The following is a 22107-nucleotide window of genomic DNA, read 5'->3' as shown; positions in this document are numbered from 1 at the left end:
ATAAACCAACCCCTTATTTGCAATAGCAGGTAAGGGGTTTTTCTATACAAAAACATAATCTGTACCAGAGCGTGCGTTATGCTTGTTATATTAGAGGAAAGCGGACTTAAAGGAATAATATTATGATAACGAATACTAAGCTTATAAAAGTACCTTTGACCATAATAGCGCTATTATTTAGCGCCTCTGCTTGCTCTAATCCATCTACAGTGAATACTGACACAGCCACTGTGCAATCAGAAGCGTCCGACAGCTCTGCTACCGAAATAAAAGCCGATGGCGACAAACCTGAATTCACGACTAAGACTCTAACCAGCTTTGATGAGCCATGGGCGATGACAGCGCTACCTAAAAGCGATAATGAGTCACGTAAACTACTAGTGACTCAAAAAGCAGGTGAGCTGTTTATTGTCGATACCGCAACAGGGAACAAGACAAAAGTAAACGATGTACCCAAGGTCGCTTATGGTGGGCAGGGGGGACTCGGTGATTTAATTCTTGCGCCAGACTTTGCTACTACCAACATGGCATATCTTAGCTACGTTGAAGCAGGAAGTGGCGTAGATAGCAATCAATTTGGGGCTAAGGTTATCAAAGCCAAACTTGCAGGATTAGATACTGATGCGCCAAGCTTGCAAGAGATTACGCCAATTTGGCAGCAAACGCCAAAAGTTAAAGGTCAAGGCCATTATAGCCATCGTTTACTATTCTCTCCTGATGGACAGTACTTATATATCAGCTCAGGTGAACGTCAGAAAAAAGACCCTGCACAAGATATGACGGTCAATTTGGGCAAGATAATACGGCTAAACGCTGATGGCTCTGTAGCAAAAGACAATCCATTTGTAGGCAATGCTAACGATATCGCCTCGCAGTTTTGGACGATAGGTCATCGTAACGTACTCGGTATGACGTTTGATGATAGTGGTAGACTCTGGGCGCACGAGATGGGTCCAAAAGGCGGTGATGAATTTAACCTGATTAAAAAAGGTAGCAATTATGGTTGGCCTATCGTCTCTAATGGGCGTAACTATTCAGGCACTGATATTCCTGATCATAATACTCGTCATGAATTTGAAGCGCCTAAAATCACTTGGACACCAGTGATATCACCGTCTTCTATGAGTATATATTCTTCTGGTACTCAAAACGATTTTCCAGCATGGCAAAGCAGTGCACTTATCAGTGGTCTATCATCCAAAGCATTAATAGTGGTAAGTTTGGATGAAAATGACGCAGCTCATGAACGTTACCGTTATGATATGGGTGAGCGTATTCGTAGCGTGCTGGCAGTAGATGGAGAAGTATGGCTACTAGAAGATGGTGATAATGGTAAGTTGCTAAAATTGCTACTTAAATAGGGTGATTGCATTAGACAGCATTGATAGATGACTTGATTAATTATCCTACATCTCAACCTCACATTTGTACGAAATGTGAGGTTTTTTAACATTTGACTATTAAGAATATTGAGTAAAAATATTGGTTTTTTTAAATCAATTTGCATTAGAGCGAGCGGTTTATCTGACGATACATTGGCATTAAGACAAACTTAGTAGTAGTTAAACAGAGAGATAACAGTAGTATTTTTATTGAGTTTTATTTTGTAATTAATTGATAATTAAGGATTAGTTTGTTAAGGTTACATTCCTTAGATTACGAGATTTTAACCCATGAACGAAGTAAAAGTAGAAAGATTGGGTCCATTCCCAAGGGTTAATAAGCCTGTTTTTATTACCTCAGGTGTTTTAATTGTTGGTTTCATTATTTTTGGTGCTTTTTTCACTGAAACTGCATCCGCACTTTTTAGTTTTTTACAAAGTTTTATTGCTGATAAGTTTGGCTGGCTGTTCATTATATTAATGAACGTGGCATTAGTCTTTTGTATCTATCTAGCAGCGAGTCGCTACGGTGACATTCGTTTAGGTAAACAGACAGAGCGACCACAATATAGCCTTGTCTCTTGGATAGGTATGCTGTTCTCAGCAGGTATTGGTATTGGGCTGGTATACTGGGGCACAGCGGAGCCTTTGTACCATTTCATGGCACCACCAATGGGTGAAGCAGAAACGGTAGAAGCTGCCAAACAAGCGATGAATATCTCATTTGTACATTGGGGATTGCATGCTTGGGCAATTTATACCATCGTAGCGCTCTCCTTAGCTTATTTTCATTTTCGCCGTGGTCTGCCTCTATCCATTCGCTCAACACTATATCCATTATTGGGTCAAAGGATTTATGGCGGTTGGGGACATACTGTCGATATTTTGGCGGTATTTGGTACGATGTTTGGCGTCGTAACCTCGCTAGGTTTGGGGGTTATGCAGATCAACTCAGGCCTTGAGGGTTTGTTTGGCATACCAAACAGCTTACCTGTACAGTTTCTCATTATTGCCTTTGTGACTGCCTTAGCCTGCGTATCTCTTATGTTGGGTCTTGATAAAGGTATCAAGCGCTTAAGTGATATCAATATGGGCCTTACTGGTGTGCTGTTAGCCTTTATAGTGATTTTAGGTCCAACACTATTTATTTTTGATAGTTTCATTGAAAATATTGGTAACTATCTAATGTCTGTCATTCCATTAGGTTTTTGGGGTGAGGCTTACAGTAATACCGATTGGCAGTCGTCATGGACAATTTTCTATTGGGCATGGTGGGTAAGTTGGGCGCCATTTGTAGGTGTCTTTATTGCCCGTATTAGCCGTGGTCGTACCATCCGTGAGTTTGTATTGGGTGTACTATTAATTCCAATGACCATTTTATTCTTCTGGTTTACTGCCTTCGGTGGCGTTGCTATTCATATGGAGCTGTTGGCAGCTCTTGATCCAGCCTTGGTTAGTCCAGGATTGGTCGAAGCCGTACAAGCAGATACTGGTAGCGCAATCTTTAAATTGGTCGAGTACTATCCACTTACCAAACCTATTACTTTGTTAATCGTCATTATGATTGTACTTTGGTTTGTGACCTCATCAGACTCCGCAAGCTTTGTTATCGATATGTTGACGGCTGGTGGTGATACCAATCCACCAAAGATTCAGCGTTTATTTTGGGCAACGATGGAGGGTCTGATTGCGGCTATATTATTAGCAGCAGGTGGCTTAGGTGCACTGCAAGCAGCAGCTATTGTGGCAGGGCTACCGTTTGCCTTAGTGATATTTGTAATGATGTATGCACTTTTACGTGGTCTGGGTCGAGATCGTTTGATACTTTATCGCGCTCAACAACAATTTATTACTGACGAATCTGCGGATCATAACTCAGCCAATGAATTTATTGATGAAAAACTGCTAAAGGGACCACCTAAAATTGTAAAAGGTGACTAATTTTTAGTGTTTAAGTTCTAGTGATTAAGTTCTAGTGATTAAGTTCTAGTGATTAAGTTCTAGTGATTAAGTTCTAGTGATTAAGTTCTATAAGAAAGCCCAACTCTGTATGAGTTGGGCTTTTTTTTGAGAGCGAGTTTGTAATGATAAAGGCTTAACGATATATGTACTCTGAAGGTAGCTGTTTAATCATTCATATTTAAAATCAATACGTTACTTAAGCAAAAAATAAACTATAACTTAAATCAATAACTCCTTTTTTATTGCAAACTTTTTTTACAATAAAATCCCATTAAATTGATAATTGGGTAACATCTTGTTATGGTAGCAACCCCTTAGATTTTGGAAAGCATAATGAGCGAACTCAAAATTGGCCGTTTAGGGCCTTTTCCACGAGTAAACAAACCTGTATTTATTGCTTCAGCAGTACTGATCTTAGGTTTTATTATATTTGGTGCTTTGTTTCAAGAGCTGGCAAGTACTCTATTTAGTACCATGCAGACTTTTATTACCCAACGTTTTGGCTGGCTATTTGTCATACTGATGAACGTTGCCGTATTTTTATGCTTGTATTTAATATTTAGTAAATATGGTGATATCCGTTTAGGTCATCAGACCGAAACGCCGCAATACAGTTTGCCATCTTGGATTGGCATGTTGTTTTCAGCCGGTATTGGTATTGGCATTATGTATTGGGGTACAGCTGAGCCTGTTTATCACTTTATGTCACCGCCATTGGGCGAAGCGGAAACAGTAGAAGCTGCCAAACAAGCGATGAATATCTCCTTTTTACATTATGGGATTCACGCTTGGGCAATTTATGCTGTGGTTGCATTGTCATTAGCCTATTTTCATTTTCGCCGTGGCTTACCTCTCGCTATTCGTTCTAGCCTATATCCGATATTAGGTCAGAAGATTTATGGCAAATGGGGACATACTGTTGATACGTTGGCAGTATTTGGTACGATGTTTGGTGTGGTGACCACGTTAGGTTTTGGCGTGTTGCAGATTAACTCTGGATTAGAAGGGTTGTTTGGACTGCCTAATACAGTAACGATGCAAGTTATCTTAATCGCTTTGATTACTATGCTTGCGTGTGGCTCATTAATGATGGGTTTAGATAAAGGTATCAAGCGCTTAAGTGATACTAATATTATTTTGACATTTGTGTTGTTGGGCTTTGCCTTTATCATGGGTCCTACTCAATACATCATGGATAGTTTGGTAGAAAATACTGGTAACTATCTACAAAATCTTGTCCAGCTTGGTTTTTGGAGTGAGGCTTATAGCAAAGGTGATTGGCAGTCATCATGGACGATATTTTACTGGGCATGGTGGGTCAGTTGGTCACCATTTGTAGGCGTATTCATCGCCCGCATTAGCCGTGGTCGTACTATCCGTGAATTTTTGCTAGGTGTTTTATTTGTACCTATGATTATTCTGTTTTTCTGGTTCACGACCTTTGGTGGTGTGGCAGTAAATATGGAATTAATTGGTAATCCTGGATTTATCGAAGTAGTACAGAATGATTATGGTAGTGCTATCTTTAAGTTAATGGAGTTCTATCCATTTACCAAAGCGACTACGATGTTGATTGTCATTATGATTGTACTATGGTTTGTGACTTCATCAGATTCAGCCAGTTTTGTCATCGATATGTTGACGTCTGGCGGTGAAACCAACCCACCTAAAATTCAGCGTTTATTTTGGGCTATTCTGCAGGGTCTTGTTGCAGCTATCTTGTTGGCGGCTGGTGGCTTAGGTGCTCTACAGGCGGCAGCTATCGTCGCTGGATTTCCATTCGCTATCGTTGTCTTCGTCATGCTATACGCTATGTTGCGAGGGTTTAGTCGTGATGAGCTGATACTGTATCGAGCAGAACAACGATTTATCACTGATGAGTCAGTTCAGCATAATACGGCTAATGAATTCACTGATGAAGAGTTTTTAGAAGGCCCACCTGAAGTTGCCAAAGGTGACTAAAAAACAGCGTTAAATCTATGGTTGATAAAAGAAACCCCAGTCTCTTCGTAGACTGGGGTTTTACTTATTAAGCTAATTAATAAAGTAACGAATGTAAAAAAGCTATTCCAAAGAAGTACTTATAAACAAAAAATAATCCCAAAATTTTTAGGTTCGTTTCTTATATTAGAGTTAAGCATAACGACTTTATATTTGATAATTGATTGATATCTTGATATTGTGACGCTATTTTGTCTCTAGGAAGCTCTATGGATCATGTCAAAGTTGGCAGAGTGGGCCCTTTTCCACGGGTAAGTAAACCGGTTTTTTTAACCTCGGTAATTTTGATTACCTTATTTATTATCTTTGGCGCTTTTTTTAATGAACAAGCAGAAATAGTATTTGGCCAAGCAAAAGAATTTGTTTCTTTGCGCTTTGGCTGGTTCTTTATTGTGGTTATTAATGCCACCGTGATGATGAGTATCTATATGATATTTAGTCGTTACGGCGATATCAGGCTTGGTCATCAGACAGAAAAACCTGAATACAAATTGCTTTCTTGGATTGGCATGCTGTTCTCCGCCGGTATCGGAATCGGACTACTGTACTGGGGAACGGCTGAGCCGCTTTATCACTATATGGCACCGCCACTTGGTGAGGGAGAGACTGTCGCATCTGCTAAGCTTGCGATGAACATCTCATTCTTGCATTATGGTTTCCATGTGTGGGCATTGTATGGCATGGTCGCTTTGGCTTTGGCTTACTTTCACTATCGCCGTGGTTTGCCACTAGCTATTCGCTCAACGCTATATCCCATATTAGGTAAAAAGATATACGGTGGTTGGGGTCATACGGTCGATACGCTAGCGGTATTTGGTACGATGTTTGGGGTGGTGACCACCTTAGGTCTTGGGGTGTTACAGATTAACTCTGGTCTTGAGAGTGTATTCGGTATCCCTAACAATATTACCGTGCAGATTATCTTGATTGCATTTATCACTGTGCTGGCAGGATTGTCCTTGTTTATGGGACTAGATAAAGGTATCAAGCGCTTAAGCGATATCAATATCTTTCTGACTATTGTGCTATTGAGCTTTGTGATTATTTTGGGCCCTACGCAGTTTATTTTTAATAGCTTTGTAGAAAACATTGGTAATTATCTACATCAAGTGATTCCTTTAGGTACGTGGACAGAGTCTTATGAAGGTCAAGAAAACTGGCAGTCATCGTGGACTATTTTCTATTGGGCATGGTGGATTAGCTGGTCACCATTCGTTGGGGTATTCGTGGCCCGTATCTCTCGTGGTCGTACCATTCGTGAGTTCACGTTAGGGGTGTTATTAATCCCTATTACGATTTTGTTCTTATGGTTTACTGCTTTTGGTGGCTCAGCGGTACATATGGAGCTAATGGCTGCGGCTGATCCTAATATGGCAAGTCCTGGGCTGGTTGAGGCCGTTAGGGCAGATACTGGTAGTGCTATCTTTAAGCTGATGGAGTCTTATCCACTGACGACCGTATTCAACTTGCTGATTGTGCTGATGATTGTGCTTTGGTTCGTCACCTCATCAGATTCTGCTAGTTTTGTTATTGATATGCTGACCTCAGGTGGCGATACTGATCCACCAAAGATTCAGCGTCTATTCTGGGCAGGAACTGAAGGCGTCATTGCTGCAGTGCTATTAGCAGCAGGCGGGTTAGGGGCATTGCAGGCAGCTTCTATCGTGTCAGGTTTTCCCTTCGCTGTTGTGATACTAGTAATGATGTATTCTCTATTACGGGGTTTGAGTCGAGATCACTTGATCCTTTATCGTCAGCAGCAATGGTTTACGACTGAAGAGTCAGCAGAGCATAACTCAGCAAACGAGTTCCGCGATGAGGATCTGTTAGAGGGTCCGCCTGATATCGTTGTAAAACCTAACAAGTAAAAACCTAGTAAGTAAATAGACAGAATATCTTTAAAAAGCAATATTGATAAAAACCCCAACTGATATCAAGTTGGGGTTTTTTATTATTAGGATATTAAATGTTTTTGGTTCGAGCTATTGAAAGATTAGATACATTTGCCTGGTACATAACCTATTGCTGCAGTGGTGCCACAGGCTGAGCAGGCATTACCCGCCGTACGATAACTCACTACCGAACCAACTTTAGTAGTAACGCAAACAGGGTCATATTGCATAGTACACATGTTTTTCTCTGGGTTGTGAGGTGGGCACTTAGTAAACAAATTATCACTGGGTGCTGGTTGATTAGTGGCTGGTGTGTGAATCGGAGTGGTATCAGGCTCGGTACCACTCGGTATATTACTACAGCCTGCTAACGTCATTGCTACGGATATTCCTAGTAACGACAAGCATGAACGCCAAGATGTCCAAAAATTATTGTTAAACATAAGATGTCCTTATTTATTAGAGTCACGATTTATGAAGGTCGCAATTTATGAAAAATATAACGTCCTATTGTAGGGGATGAGCTAATAATCGGTTGCGTAGCAGACTCTTCTGCTATATCTGCTTTTATAAGTTAATGATAGCCTAAGCTCGAAGAGCTTGAATTTCTTTTAATATCAATCTAATTGTAGTCAGTCATCTGCTAAAAAGATAGCCAATAAAAAACCCCAGTCTATGAATAGGCTGAGGTTTTGTTTTAAGACTGAATAATAAAGCACTTATTTAGCCGGTTTATCATCTTGATTAAGCTGAACATATTTATCGAAGTTCTGTGCATAATCGGTTAAATTGTCACTCAGCATCTGACGGTACTGCTTAACGTAAAACTCTACGATATCGTCTTTTTCTTTTGCAAAGTCATCACCCTTTATGAAGCCAATAGAGGCAACCGAAGCGCTATAACGAGCTGCAGCATAAAGTAGTGAAGCACCGACTTGCCCTGAATGAGCATCAGGACCTAATTGGCTATTCGCGATACCAATGATAGCATCGGCACGCTGATAAAACGCCTGCATTTCAGGGGTGATTTCAGCCATTGCTTCAGCATTGTCGTTTACGTTAGCGTTAACATTGTTATCGATATTGTCTTGAGACATAAGCTACTCCTATTGAGTGTATTTGAATATAGATTTATAGACCTGCATCTGCTTTTAAAATCTCAGCTTTGTCTGTTTTTTCCCAAGTAAAGGCAGTTTCAGAACCTTCGCGACCAAAGTGTCCAAAGGTCGCCGTTCGTTGATACATAGGCTGGAGTAAGTTTAGCATTTGCGTAATGCCATAAGGACGCAGGTCAAAATGAGTGCGAATCAGGCGAATGATTTCTTCAGAGCTGATTTTACTCGTACCAAAAGTATTGACCGAAATAGAGGTTGGTTCAGCGACCCCAATTGCGTAGCTAACTTGCACTTCACAGCGCTCAGCCAATCCAGCTGCGACGATGTTTTTAGCGACATAACGTACCGCATAGGCAGCGCTACGGTCAACTTTTGAGGGATCTTTACCACTGAATGCGCCGCCACCATGACGAGCCATACCACCGTAAGTGTCGACAATGATTTTACGTCCGGTTAAGCCTGCATCACCAACGGGACCACCAATGACAAACTTGCCAGTTGGGTTGATGTGGTAGCGAGTACCAGCATGTAACAGATCGGCTGGCAGTACTTCTTTAATGATAGATTCCATAATCGCTTCTTGCAGATCTTTCTGCGAGATGCTTGGATCATGCTGAGTAGAGAGCACCACTGCATCAATCGCAGTTGGGCGATTGCCATCATATCTTAATGTCACTTGCGCTTTGGCATCTGGACGTAACCAAGGTAGATCGCCTGCACGGCGCAGCTCAGATTGGCGCTCCATAAGACGATGTGCAAACTCGATAGGGGCAGGCATTAAGACTTCTGTCTCATTACTAGCATAGCCAAACATCAATCCTTGGTCACCAGCGCCTTGTTCTTCTGGGCTACTGCGATCAACGCCCTGAGCAATCTCAGGTGATTGTTTGCCAAGCATATTAATAACCGCGCAAGTCTCGCCATCAAAACCAAGATCTGAATGGTGATAGCCGATACCGTTGACTGTATCACGTACGATGCGTTCTACGTCGATGTTAGCAGTAGTTGTCACTTCGCCTGCTAGTATGACTGCACCAGTTTTAACCAGCGTTTCACACGCTACACGTGCTTGTAGGTCTTCACGCAAGATGGCATCAAGGATAGCGTCTGATATTTGGTCAGCCATTTTATCAGGGTGGCCTTCGCTTACGGATTCAGATGTAAATAAGTTGTATTCACGCATAGTTGGATCGCTTAATTGCAAGGACTGTTATTAGTAAAATCAGTCATAATTGAATGTTAACGGAAAATAAGAGGCAAAAGTGAATCAAAAAATTAGCACATTTTACCGTGAATCGAGTTAAAACTCTAGTGTCAGCTATTGTTGCTAACAATCGTAGAAATCATCAAGCTGGCTATCTTCTTGCCAGCGATACTCTGTATAGGTAGCGATTTGTCGTGCAGTAGCAATATCATGTCTATCAGCAATAAAACCAAGCGTCATATCCATTCCAGCACTGACGCCTGAGGAGGTATAGAACTTGCCGTCTACTACCCAGCGTGCTTGCTGTACCCAATTAACTTTGTCTGATTGCTCAATAACCCATTGCCAAGCAAGCTTATTAGAAGTTGCGCGCTTACCATCCAAGATATTAGCCTTGGCTAATAACGCACTGCCAGTACAGACGCTGAGCACCCAGTCGGCGTTATCAGAGAGTTTGGTAAGAGTCTGCAAAAACTGGCTGTCCTCGATTACTTGACGCGTACCTTTACCGCCGACAATTAATAAAATATTAGTTTGATGCTCTAACTCTGCTACTGCAACAGTTTGCAACGCGACACCATGATGATTATGAATAATACCACCTGCTATAGAAGCAAATTGGATACGATAATGCTCAGGTAGGCAGCCGAACATCTCTATTGGTCCAAACAGGTCTAGCGTCTCAAAATTATCAAATACTAGGACAGTGAGCGTTTGCATTATTTTTCCTCAAGTTGAGACAGCTATAATCAGATAGCTATTAAGGTAGCTATAAAAGGTCGTGCTAACTGTATAGAATTTTTAAATCTCTACAAACACTGCTTTATCTTTAAACATGCATTCTTCATAGACTGGACAGGCACCGCATTTGGGGGTACGCGCTTGACAAGTATAGCGCCCATGCAAAATTAGATAGTGATGAGCGTCAACTAAGAGATCTTCTGGAATACGCTCGACTAAATTTTTTTCTACTATTAATACGTTCTTACCAGTAGCCAGCCCCGTGCGATTGCCTACACGGAAGATATGCGTATCAACAGCCATTGTTGGTTGTCCAAAGGCAGTGTTCAAGACCACATTAGCGGTTTTGCGTCCGACCCCAGCGAGCGACTCTAAGTCTTTACGGTTATCGGGTACGATGCTATCAAACTTTTCTATTAAGTCGCGACAGGTTTTGATTACATTTTTGGCTTTGGCATTATATAAGCCAATATTTTTGATATAGGATTTCAGCCCTTCTTCACCCAATGCCAATATAGCCTCAGGGGTGTTCGCGACTGGATACAGCTGCTGAGTGGCAATGTTGACGCTCACATCAGTCGCTTGTGCCGAGAGTATTACTGCAATAAGCAGCTCAAAGTTACTACTATAGTTTAATTCAGTGACAGGCTCGTCAATAGTAGCAGCCAGCTTTTCAAAGAACGGTCGCACGTCACGATTGGGCATGCGTCTTGATGGTGGCGTATTGGCAGTTTTATGTTTAACAGTTTTACTCATGGTATTCAGGTAATCATTTCAGCTGTTGATGTTAGTGAGAGCAGATATTGAGTTAGGTTGAATTAAATAGTGGTGCATTCTCTAAAACTATATCTGAGACAGTTGTGCTTGTAGTGTGGCTAATTCAGCACTTTTTTCTGGATTAGGACGGACGCTTAGCTGTTTTTCTAGCTTTTTAATTTTACTACGTAGTTTGGCGGCAGCAATAGTATCTTTTGCTTGTTGCTCATTGATGTCAATAGTTTGGGTGCTGGCATTATTCAGCTTGGCTTCTACCATACTCACGACAGGTCTGCTATTGCTGCTATCTGCTAGCTGTTCAGTGACCCGTCTAAGGTGAGTATGATAACGCTGGCGTAGCTCGTTTTGCTCTTGAACGCGCTCAGCGGCTGACAGTTCACGCTCAATAGGAACAAGATCAATGCAATCAACAGGGCAAGGCGCAATGCATAGCTCACAACCTGTACATAGGTCGGTAAAAATCGTATGCATATGCTTGCCCGTACCGACGATGGCATCGACTGGGCAGGCTGGGATACATTTTGTGCAACCAATACAATCATCTTCCCGAATAATAGCACGTACTTCATGCGGACGTTCGGTCACAGGGTCTATAGACCACTTTGATGGTACGGCAATCAGCCCTCCATGATCATTACTGGATGCTATACTTTCTGAAAAAGCATTGTCCAAAGTGACATTATCTGCGCTCAAAATAAGGGCAATCGCATCACTGACAGGCTGACCACCAGGCACACACTTATTATACGGTTCACCGTCTACAACGATAGCAGTGGCGTAGGGTAAGCAACCATCTGGATGCTCGCAGAGTCCGCATTGAGTCTGAGGCAGGCACGAATCGACATACGCAATCCGCTGTTGTATGTCAGCGGATTGCGTCTCTAAGGTTAACGTATCAAATAGTATAGGCAGATTCGTTAAACGGGCATGGGTCAGGGAATGGACATTACTGGGCATTTAATTCATGGCCTTAAAACTGGCGTAAAAAATTGGAGATAAATAATAGTCGGTGTGAAAAGTTATATATAGCGGAAAACTATATTTTAAACGCTAACATATCATATAAAGCTAAAGTATTATGCCTTGCTCATGAGCAATCTGTGCGATTAAATCGTAAGCAATACTGCCTTTAAAAGGTATCTTCGGTAAGTTTGAGATATCAAAAAAGTCAGCGTGTGATAACTCCTCTTCTTGTATGACAATCTCGCCGCTTGCATAAGAGGCTCGAAATCCTAACATCAAATTAGAGGGAAATGGCCATGGCTGACTACTAACATAGCGAATATCAGTCAAACGAATACCGACTTCCTCAGCTACTTCACGCACTACCGCATGCTCCAAGCTTTCACCTACTTCTACAAAGCCTGCAATCAGTCCATATAGTAGCTGCGTGCTTGGCTGACCATAGCGATGGTGATGCGCTAATAGTATTTGCATCTCACCTGTTTGCGGGTTTGGGCGGGTGATCGCTGTGATGACACAAGGTTGCACACGTGGATATTGACGCAAACGGCAGACCGGACAGACCATCGCTCGCTCACCGAATTTAGCAGTGGTCACTGATGCACTGCAACGACTACAAAACTGAGTATCTGCCTGTCAGCGCAGCAATTGAATAGCTTGGCTCAGCTGCGTGGAGAGGGCAGCAGGAAGTTGTGTTATAAGCTGTCGATAAGTGATGAAATCAACGTTTTCAGTATGTTCGGATGATGAAAGTAACGTGGCTAACTCATGAGAGTTTTTAGTCAACTCAGGGGTAGCAATGCCATGAGTTTGTGCATAATGATAAGTGATAGCATTGTTAACTGGTACATCATCATTGTTTGTAGGCTCCTGATTGGTAGCAAATGCTTGCGACTCATCAGGCTTCCAATGGCTTGCTGCTAAGCTTGCCAGCAACTTAACACGTCCGACTTGATACATATCATCTGATAAGTCTTCTTCCGCTACGCCTTGCTCAACTATATTATTTTCAATAGCTGAAAGGGAGACTTGTAAGGGCCACCAGCCCTTTGCTGTATAGCGGCAGAGTATCGTTTCATTATCAAGTACAAACGCGGTGGTCATAAATGGCTATCCAAAGCAGCAATAAGCTTGCTTAAAAGTTGTTTATATTAATCTTATTTAAGCGGCAATTAATTGACTTAGACTATGTTGACCGGCATCAAGTGACTGTTTGCTTACAGGGTGATTATTCTCAAAACCCTCTAAGCGATAGTCTACTGCCATTAACACATCAGCAATATGAGCAAGCGTACGATCATCTATATTTCGACCACTTGCAAGGCGCTCTTGCATATTAGTAGTCAATTGGCTAAGCATATTGGCAGCGGTAGGTAATTGTAAAAAACGGACTGCCCCAGCGACTTGGTGCATCATATCAGGTATGTTCTGAATATTGAGTAGGTCGCGCTTGTCATCTGCTAAATAGTCGTTAATCGCTTGCTCTGCACTCGATATCGCCATACGGCTTTCTTGTACTAAAGTGTTGTAGGCAGTATCAATTTGGTGTAGCGAGATATGTTGACTATGCGCAGATAGATGAATGGCACCTGGGGTATGCATTTTTGCCATCGCAATTGAAGCGTTCTCTGCATGCATAAGTGCTAATAATAGACTATCGAATTCTTCAGGTGTTGGGGTCTGCCAAGTCAATACGGCATCTGCTGCAGTTTTTAATGACGCTGCAGCATCCGTTAAGCATAATAACCGTAATACTGAGCTAAGTTCTGTGAGGTCAGCGGCTATTGAGCTCACTTGCAGAGCAGTAGAGCTAAGCGTATCACCACGTGCATAACTATCGACTTTTTCTTTAATTGTGCTAATTTGATTTTGAATAATATCGTTTAGAGTATCAGTAATGGCGCGGTTTGGACCAAATAAGAAGCGTTGCATTTGTTCGCGTTGTGGCGAATCTATCTGATTGCTCGCATATTGGATGCGTAGCTTTTGCGCTTGTTCGTTATCACGCTGGCAGGCAAAACTCACTAAGTCAGCAAAACGTGCATCCATCACTGGAAGGTAGCTATGGAACTGCTGTTCTAAGTAAATAAGGGTATGCTTTTGACTAAGGCTCAATGGCAAAATAGTTTGGATATCTGTAACAGCGGCGGTTGCTGCTTGCCAAAATAGGCTACTAGTATGCGCGGCAATCATCGCACAGGCAGCACTCATAGCATCAAGCTTCTGCTGATCATCTGCTGTCAGTGGGGCATTTTGTTGGGTAAGTACCACATTCAGACCACTACGGTAAGCATTGGTCAGTAACTTACTATCCAGATTTAACTCACTTAATGGCTGAAAGTTTTGTTCAGGATTAGCGATAATCACGCTGCTGCTACCAAAATCGGAGAAGTAACTGGCATCGATTGCATCTTGCTGACTATAAGCATGCAATTTATTAATGATTGGCAGTAGCAGTGTAGGCTCTACCGTCTCAGTTAATAGTACAAATTCAATATAGCGATCAAGGGTCATGATTGCTTCTGATAAATCCATAATCAGCGCTGTATCGTTATTATTGCTATCATCATGAAGCTGTTGTAAGCCTTGTGCGATAGCGGCGCTCAATAATTGGCCACCAGCCAATGCAATTAGCTCAAAAATACGAGACAGTTGGGTCAAGACGCTGATGGAATCTAATAATAAAGGTGCTTGCTCTTTATCGTCGTTGAATTCACTCAGATGGTTTTCAGTATCTTTGAGAATAACAGTGATTTCATTATGAAGCAGATGCAAAGAAGGTAGTTTAAAGTTAGTAATACTAAGGGTAGGGGTGGTTAACGTTGTTTGCTCAGATTGGCTCATAGTTATTTTTCCATAAATAAAGTATTGATAGAGTCGACTCTAACAGCAGATATTGATTTATAAAAGTTGGTATTTTAATATATTGTTAGACTTTTCAATGTATTACACTAAGTTAAGTCAACTTAGTTATACACTTTAATGTGTTTTACCACTGCGATAGTCTGGTTTTCAAATCAGGATAATCTTCTGCTAAACCTGCGAACCAATTTTGATTGGCTTGGTTATCTACGGTTGACTCTAGCAATAAAGATGCCAAATTAGCAAAATTAGCATGAGCGGTATGCCCGCCATCTGCTTGGCTGTCCTCTTCGATCGCTAGCGTTACCTGTCCACCGGTCATTGCCAGATAAACTTCCGCTAAGATCTCCGAATCTAGTAATGCTCCGTGAAAAGTACGATCTTGTTTACCGACATCTAATCGGCGAACCAAAGCATCCAAGGTATTCTTTTGCCCAGGATATTGCTGCTTTGCCATTACTAATGAGTCGGTGACTTGAACACGTTCCGCAAAGTCTGTCATACCAACTTTGCTAAATTCCATATTTAAAAAGTTCATATCAAACGTGGCGTTGTGAGCGATGATTTCTGCACCATCCATGAACTCATATAGCGACTGAGCAACCTGATCAAAGGTAGGTTTATCTGTCAAAAAGGCCTCAGAGATACCGTGAATACGGATGACTTCTTCATCCATGCCGCGCTGCGGGTTGATATAAACGTGCAGCTTTTCACCGGTGAATTTACGACCGATCATCTCAACGATACCGACTTCAATGATTCGATCGCCTTTTAGTGGATCAAGTCCCGTAGTCTCCGTATCCATAATCAGCTGGCGATTAGGTTCATGCCGATGGATAGGCTTGGGTAACAAAGGACGAAAGTGTGGGTTCGCACGACTGGTATCGCCATCGAATTTTGGTAATTCTGCAGATGCATCTAGTGTATTGCTGTCTGCTGTCGTCTCGTTTACTGTCATGTCATCTGATATCATGGCATTGGTACTCATAGGATGTGTAGCATTATTCGGTTTGCTGCTGACTTGAATAGGAATTGAATCATCATTATTTGGCGTTTCATCTAAATCGCTTTCATCTAATAACTCTTCATCCAATGACTCTTCATCGAAATCTTCATCCATCATGTTAAAGCCTAATGGATCGTCATTTAGCCAGTCATTAGCGGCTATTTTATCTTTTTTTTTAGCAATATCAGTGTTAATAGTGGCAGGACTATCTACAGAGTTAGATGCAGATAGATGCTCGCTACTAGAGGTCACGCCTAGATTGGCCAGCTCATCAGCTTTTTCGTTGCCTGCGTGCCCAGCATGACCTTTAACCCAATGCCAATCAACGTCGCGTGCTTGACGAAGCTCATCCAACTGTTGCCATAAGTCTTGATTGGCAACAGGCTTTTTGCTGGCAGTTTTCCAGCCACGTTTTTTCCAATTGGCAATCCATTCGGTAATGCCGTTTTTAACGTAGCTGGAGTCAGTCCAAATCTCAAGCTTCAAGTCGCGTGGACTGTACTCTAGGGCTTTTATTGCGCCCATTAGCTCCATACGATTATTGGTGGTTTCTTTATCACCACCGTACAAATCTTGCGTACGTCCATCACTAAAGATAAGGTGCGCGCCCCAACCACCAGCGCCGGGATTACCTTTACAAGCACCATCAGTATAAGCGACGGTAGTATTTGCTTTCACTGCTAGCGGATCAGCCGCATTTTGCTGACTTGCGCTAAAAACGTTTGCAGTTGCGCCAACAGAGGCACTAGAAGTGTAGGACGATAGAGCAGGGTTGTCTGACATAAAAATCTAATAGCCTAATAGATAGTTAACTGACGATAGAGAGAGATATGGTTGCGCTTGCAAGCTCATTGCTGGAGAGCCTGTGCGCTATTTATTTATATCTATACCATCGAGCTTGACTATAGTGTAACTGAAAGTTTAACTGAAATTAATGCGCTTGATTATAGCAAATCCATTGGCAACATGCGCCATTGCTAAGTACAAAACTGTAAAACTGAATATCAAAACAGAAAGGGGATTGTTTTCTGTTAAAATGAGCCTGATGAGAGCACAGGTTTTCAGGTGAAGCTGATTTTCACATGCCTCAGTCCCTTTTAACGCAGGATGACATTATCATGCTCAAGCGCTCAGACGTTATTTGCAAAAGACTTACCTTGTTAGCAGTTAGCGGTATCACTTGTAGTGCGCTATTGCTAGCAGGTTGTGATGATAGCAGCACGACCGCGGTAGAAGATGTGGCGAAGACCGAGACGGATTTATCCATATTTGAAGGTTGCTATACGGTTAGTAATGACGAGCCTGCGCAGATCAAAGTTAGTCAGCAGGCAGGTAAGTGGGTCATGCAGATGAAAGAGCCTGCAAGTGCCAAGCGTGTCTGGGATACTGCTGAGCCATTAGAAGTGCTTGATAACAGTGAGATACCCAAGTTTTTCTCTATCGATCCTGACAATGTCGATGCAGTTATTGGACGTCCTGATAGAGTGCTGGTCATGGCGCATGTCAAACCTGTTTACGCCAATATCGATCCACTACTCGATAGTGAGTATTTGTCTTACATTTATAAAGGCGCAAATACCATTTATCGGGTAGAGTGTGACGAGGTCAATACTGATATATTGGCCAATCCACATGCCAATATTATTATTGATAACGTTGGGCCGAGTACTGAAAGTCTTTGATAGAAAACAGTATTTATTATAGGTTTATTGGACAGCAATATGTTCTGCCAGTCATTTAGTAATAGAGTCAGATAATATGAATTTTTTGAGTTATGTCGTGTTAGGCGGATTATCCTATGCAGCTGGTTGGGCCATACGTATGTACGTGCTCGACAAGCAACCTGCACCAGAGCAACCTTATAACTTAAAGCATCCTGCCATCCTAGGATATTTAGGCGCATTTTTCATTATTATGCTCATTATCTCATGGCTGATTGGACGCTATTTACTTGGACACGTGGCTATTGATTTACCGTTTATTATCATTAACAGTGTCGTTGCGACCTTTGTCTACTCATTCGGTCTGAACCCAGAAAAAGCGCGTTATGATGTGCCTGATTGATTGCTAGTTATCATTTACTAATGATGGTTTACTAATTTTGAGCTTAATACGCACAAAAACACGGTCAATGATGAACTCATTGACCGTGTTTTTGTGCGATTAAAGACATCATTAATCACTATTTCAATAATAGGGATTTTTTCTTAGCCTTTGCATTTTTACTTTCAGTATCAGAAGCTTTATCTTCAGACTTTGCATCATCTTTAGACGTTGACTGCTCGTTTTTCCAAGTTTTATATTTGTTTAAGTCTTTCTCCATCAGTTTTAAGCAAAATCCTAGTACCAAGGCATCATCAATTTGACCAATAAAAGGTATAAAATCTGGAATAATATCAATAGGGTTTAGTACGTACAACAACCCAACCACTGCCGCTGAAATGGTTTTGTAAGGTATATTGCGATAATTGCCTTGGTAATAGTCTTTTACCAAACTCATAAGCAACATCAAGTCTTTAGCGTAACGCTCAAGACCACGATCATTGTTCACTTGATCCTTTATTCTGTCTTCTTTGCTTAAGATGAGTTTGATACTTTCTAAAAGAGACTTATCATCTTTTTCTTTATCAGCCATAGTAGCGTTCCTTTCATTATTAGTGAATCATTCATTACTATTTACTATAACAAGAGTAATGGTAAGTACCAAACGTGGTTGTTTAACAATTTGTTATAGTTGTAACAAACAAGAGTTATAGGGTTATGCAACCATTATCGTAATAGAAGGCGAAACACTGTGATGTCTCTATCAAACTACGATGCTTGTATAAAGTTAATGTTAAAAACGTTGATAATTAAATCATTATTCTAAAATAAGTTTTGAGGTAATAGTTCAGTATGCTTACAAAAAATCCGACTCTTTTACAACAAGCTGATATAACCACCGCGACTAATAAGGAACTCAATCGTCGCCAATTCTTACGTCGACTAGGGGTGAGTACAGGTGCTGGACTACTTGCAACTCAAGGTATCGCTCAAAGCTTGATGGTCAAAACGAACGATAAAAATGCCAGCATGCAGTTGACCAAAGATGATCTGCCAACTGCGCTGCCAGATGTTAATCAGTCAATAGCGTTCAAATCACGTTGTATCAATCCTACTATTGAGACGCGTCTATTCGCCAGTTCCAACGTTGGCGGTAGTAACGAGCGTAACCAATTGGCATTAGAGCGTATGGCTTGCGCAGGTTTTGAAGTGCACAATCCTGCTATCACCGAGCGACAATACTTGCGCTTTGCAGGTACGGACACGCAGCGGGCGAGTGATCTACAAAATATCGCGACTGGGGCGATTGCTGCACCCAAACTGCTCATGGGTGTACGCGGTGGCTACGGCGCAATGCGTCTGCTGCCGCTGATTGATTGGCAAACGCTGGGACGCATTATGAAAGAGCGCGGCACGATATTGACAGGCTTTAGTGACGTTACTGCCATTCAATGTGCGCTGCTAGCAAAAGGGCAAATGAGCTCGCTCGCTGGCCCCATGCTCTATAGCGAATTTGGTAAAACGACCCCTGATGAGATTAGTTGTAGGCAGTTTGCAGAAGCGCTCACCAATCCCAATTTAAGCATTAATGTTCAAAATGCAGATTTGACCAGTAAGCAATTACCAGCGATTTTGGCTACTGATAAAACTCAAATACTCACTGGAACGATTTGGGGCGGTAATCTGAGCGTGGTATCAGCGCTGGCAGGTAGCGAGTATCTGCCACGTATTGATGGTGGCATTGTATTTTTAGAAGACGTAGGTGAGCAGGCTTATCGCATTGAGCGCATGCTTTATGATTTGTATTTGGCGGGGGTGTTCAAGCATCAACAAGCGATTGTGTTTGGCTCATTATCTGGTACGGGTGAAGATAGCTATGATAAGCGTTACGATGTAGCGATGGTCATTCGCCAGCTGCATAAGCTGACAGGACTACCTATCTATAATGGCATGAGCTTTGGGCATATCAGTAAAAAACATAGCTTTCCACTGGGCGCGACCTGTCAGATTACACCAGCCACTAATGCAGCAGACAGTTATCAATTGAGCTTTACTGATTACCCAACTATTGAGGCAAATAAGATTAATGTGGAAGGGTTTTGGCAGGCATAATGTAGGTTAATTAAAATGCTTTAAGCTATTGAATTAACAATTAAATTACGGAAGATATAATTAATATCTGCCAAGATTGATTCTTAATCGTTCTATCATGAATAAGGATTTATTATGATGTTGACCTCTAAAAAAACGAAATTATCATTACCTTCTATTCATTGTAATTCTAGCTGCAGCTGCAAGAAATGTGGATGCACAAGTCCTTCCACTTGTAAAAAATGTGACATGTGCTCAAAATGCTGTCAGTGTAATTAAGTTTAATGCGTAATAGGTAGCGAGTGAGATCGCAGAATGGATTAACATTAAGATTGCAAAGCGCTCAATCTAAAATTATTAAACCGCCTCAACTCTAAGAGTCAGGCGGTTTATTTTTTTTGTAAATTTTAAGGTTTTCTAGGTTAAACGTAAGCTTTAATTAATATAACCATAGATGAGCTAATATAAGTGGTTGCATTGAAAAGGTCTATTTTGATTAGCCTATAAATACCTGTGCAAGTATATCAAACTGGTTCCATTGATTTATGCGCATTCTTTACTTTTACTTCTTACCAAGAATAAAAGATATTTTTTTAAGGTAATTTTGTCTTTCTTTTGATATAGTTAAGTGAAACCCTACTAGATTAATAGTTGTTTTTGGTATATGAATTACAAACATTATCTAAGATTGTAAGGGATTAATAAACAAGTGTTTTTTTAATTAAATACTTAAGATACGTAATCTGGATTAGCTTTATTTATAGCTAAACAACTTTAAGGGTTACTAATATTTGGTAAATGAATTATTCCATTTTATGTTTTAGATAGTTTAAGAGTTGATGGTCTAATCTCGAGATATATTAGACACGCTTTGATATATCTCAATTATACGAGGTTAGTAATATAATGATACATTGAACAAGGATTGTTTTATGAACATTAAATTAGCTATTTTCTTAGTAACTTTACCTGCTGTCCTCTACGGATGTGCAACAACTAATATGATACCTTACTCTAACGAATCTGGTATGGGATCTTCCTCTAGCGCTCCTGTTATCTCTAAAGACTCGGCTATAAATTCTGATCCTTTGATAAGTAGAAGACCTGCCTCCGTTACAAAGTACCGCCAGAAATCTCGTTCCGATGGTTCGCATCTTCTGAATCTTCCTATGTCACGTGATTTCATTATGGACTCCAATAATAATTTCCAAGGTATTGATGTGAAAGGAAGTAAAAAGATTTTCTCGATCAAACCAACTGGTGATACGCAGCCAAGAGCTGTGATTTTATTGGAGGACAGAATACGTCCTAGTAGTGGCTGGACAATTAGTGACCTTAGTCTAAACGATATCAAGGATTCTAATCCATATGTACGAAGAAAGAATATAGATATTTGTAAAGGTTTTATGACCTTGACAACTGTTGAAGAACTGGAAAGACAAGGTAAAAATACAGGAAATGTTCTGGAAGCTGATAGAAAAAACCATGTCGTCACTTATATGCCTGCAGTAGGTAGGAATAAGAATAATCTTCCAAAAACTTCGGCAGATTGCAAGACATTTGTTGGTAATAATTATGATTATGATAGCTCAATAGAAGAGTTAACCTTTATTCTTGGAGATAATAGAATAGGTAAGTCCCCTTACCTAGCTTTATATGAAAGCCCTACCAGTCCGTATGCCTCTATGTTTCTAAGTCTTGGTGAGCTAAGTCCTAAAGCATTAAGAACCTTGGCATCAAACTGGAATGAACTCATAGAGAAGGTTTATAAGCATGGGAAGAAAATCGATCCAACAGTAGGCATTGCTGTTATGCTTGCAGAAGATCCTGCCTTGTATAAAATTCACAATGAAGCAATATTGGATCATATGAACATTCTAGTCCCATCAACTATGTGTGCAGGTGAAATTATTGGTGGAACACTTGTTACAAGCGCTACTGGGCCCGCCGTTATATTTATTGGATTAGGTGTATTCCTTAACTCACCAGGTTGCCAAAAATTAGTTGCAGACGCTCGTCATACTTTTGGCTATGAAAAATAAAAGATGAAGATATACTAAAATCAACA

18 protein-coding genes and 1 pseudogene are annotated in these 22107 nt (G+C 41.1%); 8 read left to right on the top strand and 11 right to left on the bottom strand.

The features are described from left to right. Positions 1–122: 122 nt before the first annotated feature. The 4 genes from ACTQ9S_RS05335 (at position 123) to ACTQ9S_RS05320 (ending at position 7213) form a co-directional block, all read left to right on the top strand. Positions 123–1361: a PQQ-dependent sugar dehydrogenase gene (locus ACTQ9S_RS05335; RefSeq protein WP_440454211.1), complete on the top strand. Its 1239-nt coding sequence runs from the start codon at positions 123–125 to the stop codon at positions 1359–1361. Between the two features lie 312 nt (positions 1362–1673). Continuing rightward, positions 1674–3323 carry a BCCT family transporter gene (locus ACTQ9S_RS05330; RefSeq protein ID WP_068326640.1) on the top strand — a complete coding sequence of 550 codons (1650 nt, stop codon included), beginning with the start codon at positions 1674–1676 and terminating at the stop codon, positions 3321–3323. A gap of 354 nt (positions 3324–3677) precedes the next feature. Next, positions 3678–5306, top strand: coding sequence for a BCCT family transporter (locus ACTQ9S_RS05325; RefSeq protein WP_068034955.1), 1629 nt, complete (start codon positions 3678–3680; stop codon positions 5304–5306). A 248-nt stretch (positions 5307–5554) separates the two neighbouring features. Continuing rightward, the gene (locus tag ACTQ9S_RS05320; protein ID WP_068034956.1) at positions 5555–7213 is read left to right on the top strand and encodes a BCCT family transporter; all 1659 of its coding nucleotides are present in this window, start codon (positions 5555–5557) and stop codon (positions 7211–7213) included. Between the two features lie 125 nt (positions 7214–7338). On the opposite strand, the gene ACTQ9S_RS05315 is transcribed toward ACTQ9S_RS05320, so the two are convergent. The 10 genes and pseudogenes from ACTQ9S_RS05315 to dnaQ form a co-directional block, all read right to left on the bottom strand. Next, the gene (locus tag ACTQ9S_RS05315; RefSeq protein ID WP_440454210.1) at positions 7339–7680 is read right to left on the bottom strand and encodes a hypothetical protein; all 342 of its coding nucleotides are present in this window, start codon (positions 7678–7680) and stop codon (positions 7339–7341) included. Positions 7681–7956: 276 nt separating this feature from the next. Then, a complete protein-coding gene (locus ACTQ9S_RS05310) occupies positions 7957–8334 on the bottom strand; it encodes a DUF3144 domain-containing protein (RefSeq protein ID WP_068326646.1) in 378 nt (125 codons plus the stop codon). Between the two features lie 34 nt (positions 8335–8368). After that, positions 8369–9535, bottom strand: coding sequence for a methionine adenosyltransferase (metK, locus tag ACTQ9S_RS05305; RefSeq protein ID WP_068034959.1), 1167 nt, complete (start codon positions 9533–9535; stop codon positions 8369–8371). 144 nt (positions 9536–9679) lie between these two features. Further along, positions 9680–10276, bottom strand: a complete 597-nt coding sequence (locus ACTQ9S_RS05300; RefSeq protein ID WP_351119173.1) for a DJ-1/PfpI family protein — start codon at positions 10274–10276, stop codon at positions 9680–9682. An 81-nt stretch (positions 10277–10357) separates the two neighbouring features. After that, positions 10358–11053, bottom strand: coding sequence for an endonuclease III (nth, locus tag ACTQ9S_RS05295; RefSeq protein ID WP_351119175.1), 696 nt, complete (start codon positions 11051–11053; stop codon positions 10358–10360). 87 nt (positions 11054–11140) lie between these two features. Further along, positions 11141–12031, bottom strand: coding sequence for an RnfABCDGE type electron transport complex subunit B (locus tag ACTQ9S_RS05290; RefSeq protein ID WP_440454208.1), 891 nt, complete (start codon positions 12029–12031; stop codon positions 11141–11143). A 111-nt stretch (positions 12032–12142) separates the two neighbouring features. Then, positions 12143–12655, bottom strand: a pseudogene (gene nudC / locus ACTQ9S_RS05285) (NAD(+) diphosphatase); the annotation flags it as partial. Positions 12656–12673: 18 nt separating this feature from the next. Further along, positions 12674–13141, bottom strand: a complete 468-nt coding sequence (locus tag ACTQ9S_RS05280; protein ID WP_440454207.1) for a hypothetical protein — start codon at positions 13139–13141, stop codon at positions 12674–12676. A gap of 57 nt (positions 13142–13198) precedes the next feature. Next, positions 13199–14881 (bottom strand): hypothetical protein, encoded by a 1683-nt coding sequence (locus ACTQ9S_RS05275; protein ID WP_440454205.1) that lies wholly within the window; start codon positions 14879–14881, stop codon positions 13199–13201. 145 nt (positions 14882–15026) lie between these two features. Then, complete coding sequence (gene dnaQ, locus ACTQ9S_RS05270; protein WP_440454204.1) at positions 15027–16688, bottom strand: DNA polymerase III subunit epsilon; 1662 nt, start codon at positions 16686–16688, stop codon at positions 15027–15029. A gap of 299 nt (positions 16689–16987) precedes the next feature. On the opposite strand from dnaQ, the gene ACTQ9S_RS05265 reads away from it, so the two are divergent. Both ACTQ9S_RS05265 and ACTQ9S_RS05260 read left to right on the top strand, forming a co-directional pair. Then, positions 16988–17587, top strand: coding sequence for a hypothetical protein (locus ACTQ9S_RS05265; RefSeq protein ID WP_440454202.1), 600 nt, complete (start codon positions 16988–16990; stop codon positions 17585–17587). A gap of 76 nt (positions 17588–17663) precedes the next feature. Continuing rightward, positions 17664–17969 (top strand): hypothetical protein, encoded by a 306-nt coding sequence (locus tag ACTQ9S_RS05260; protein ID WP_068034966.1) that lies wholly within the window; start codon positions 17664–17666, stop codon positions 17967–17969. A gap of 118 nt (positions 17970–18087) precedes the next feature. Here the strand turns inward: ACTQ9S_RS05260 and ACTQ9S_RS05255 are convergent, their stop codons facing one another. Continuing rightward, entirely contained in the window at positions 18088–18540 is a 453-nt protein-coding gene (locus tag ACTQ9S_RS05255) for a YkvA family protein (RefSeq protein WP_440454200.1), read from the bottom strand. Between the two features lie 260 nt (positions 18541–18800). On the opposite strand from ACTQ9S_RS05255, the gene ACTQ9S_RS05250 reads away from it, so the two are divergent. Next, positions 18801–20060, top strand: a complete 1260-nt coding sequence (locus tag ACTQ9S_RS05250) for an LD-carboxypeptidase (protein ID WP_440454198.1) — start codon at positions 18801–18803, stop codon at positions 20058–20060. A 911-nt stretch (positions 20061–20971) separates the two neighbouring features. Further along, positions 20972–22081 (top strand): hypothetical protein, encoded by a 1110-nt coding sequence (locus ACTQ9S_RS05245; protein WP_440454197.1) that lies wholly within the window; start codon positions 20972–20974, stop codon positions 22079–22081. Positions 22082–22107 lie beyond the last annotated feature (26 nt).

It is taken from the genome of Psychrobacter sp. ASPA161_9, from assembly GCF_051970275.1.
Lineage (GTDB): Bacteria > Pseudomonadota > Gammaproteobacteria > Pseudomonadales > Moraxellaceae > Psychrobacter.
Note: the sequence above shows the minus strand (reverse complement) of the source record. Positions and strands in the feature narration are given on the sequence as shown.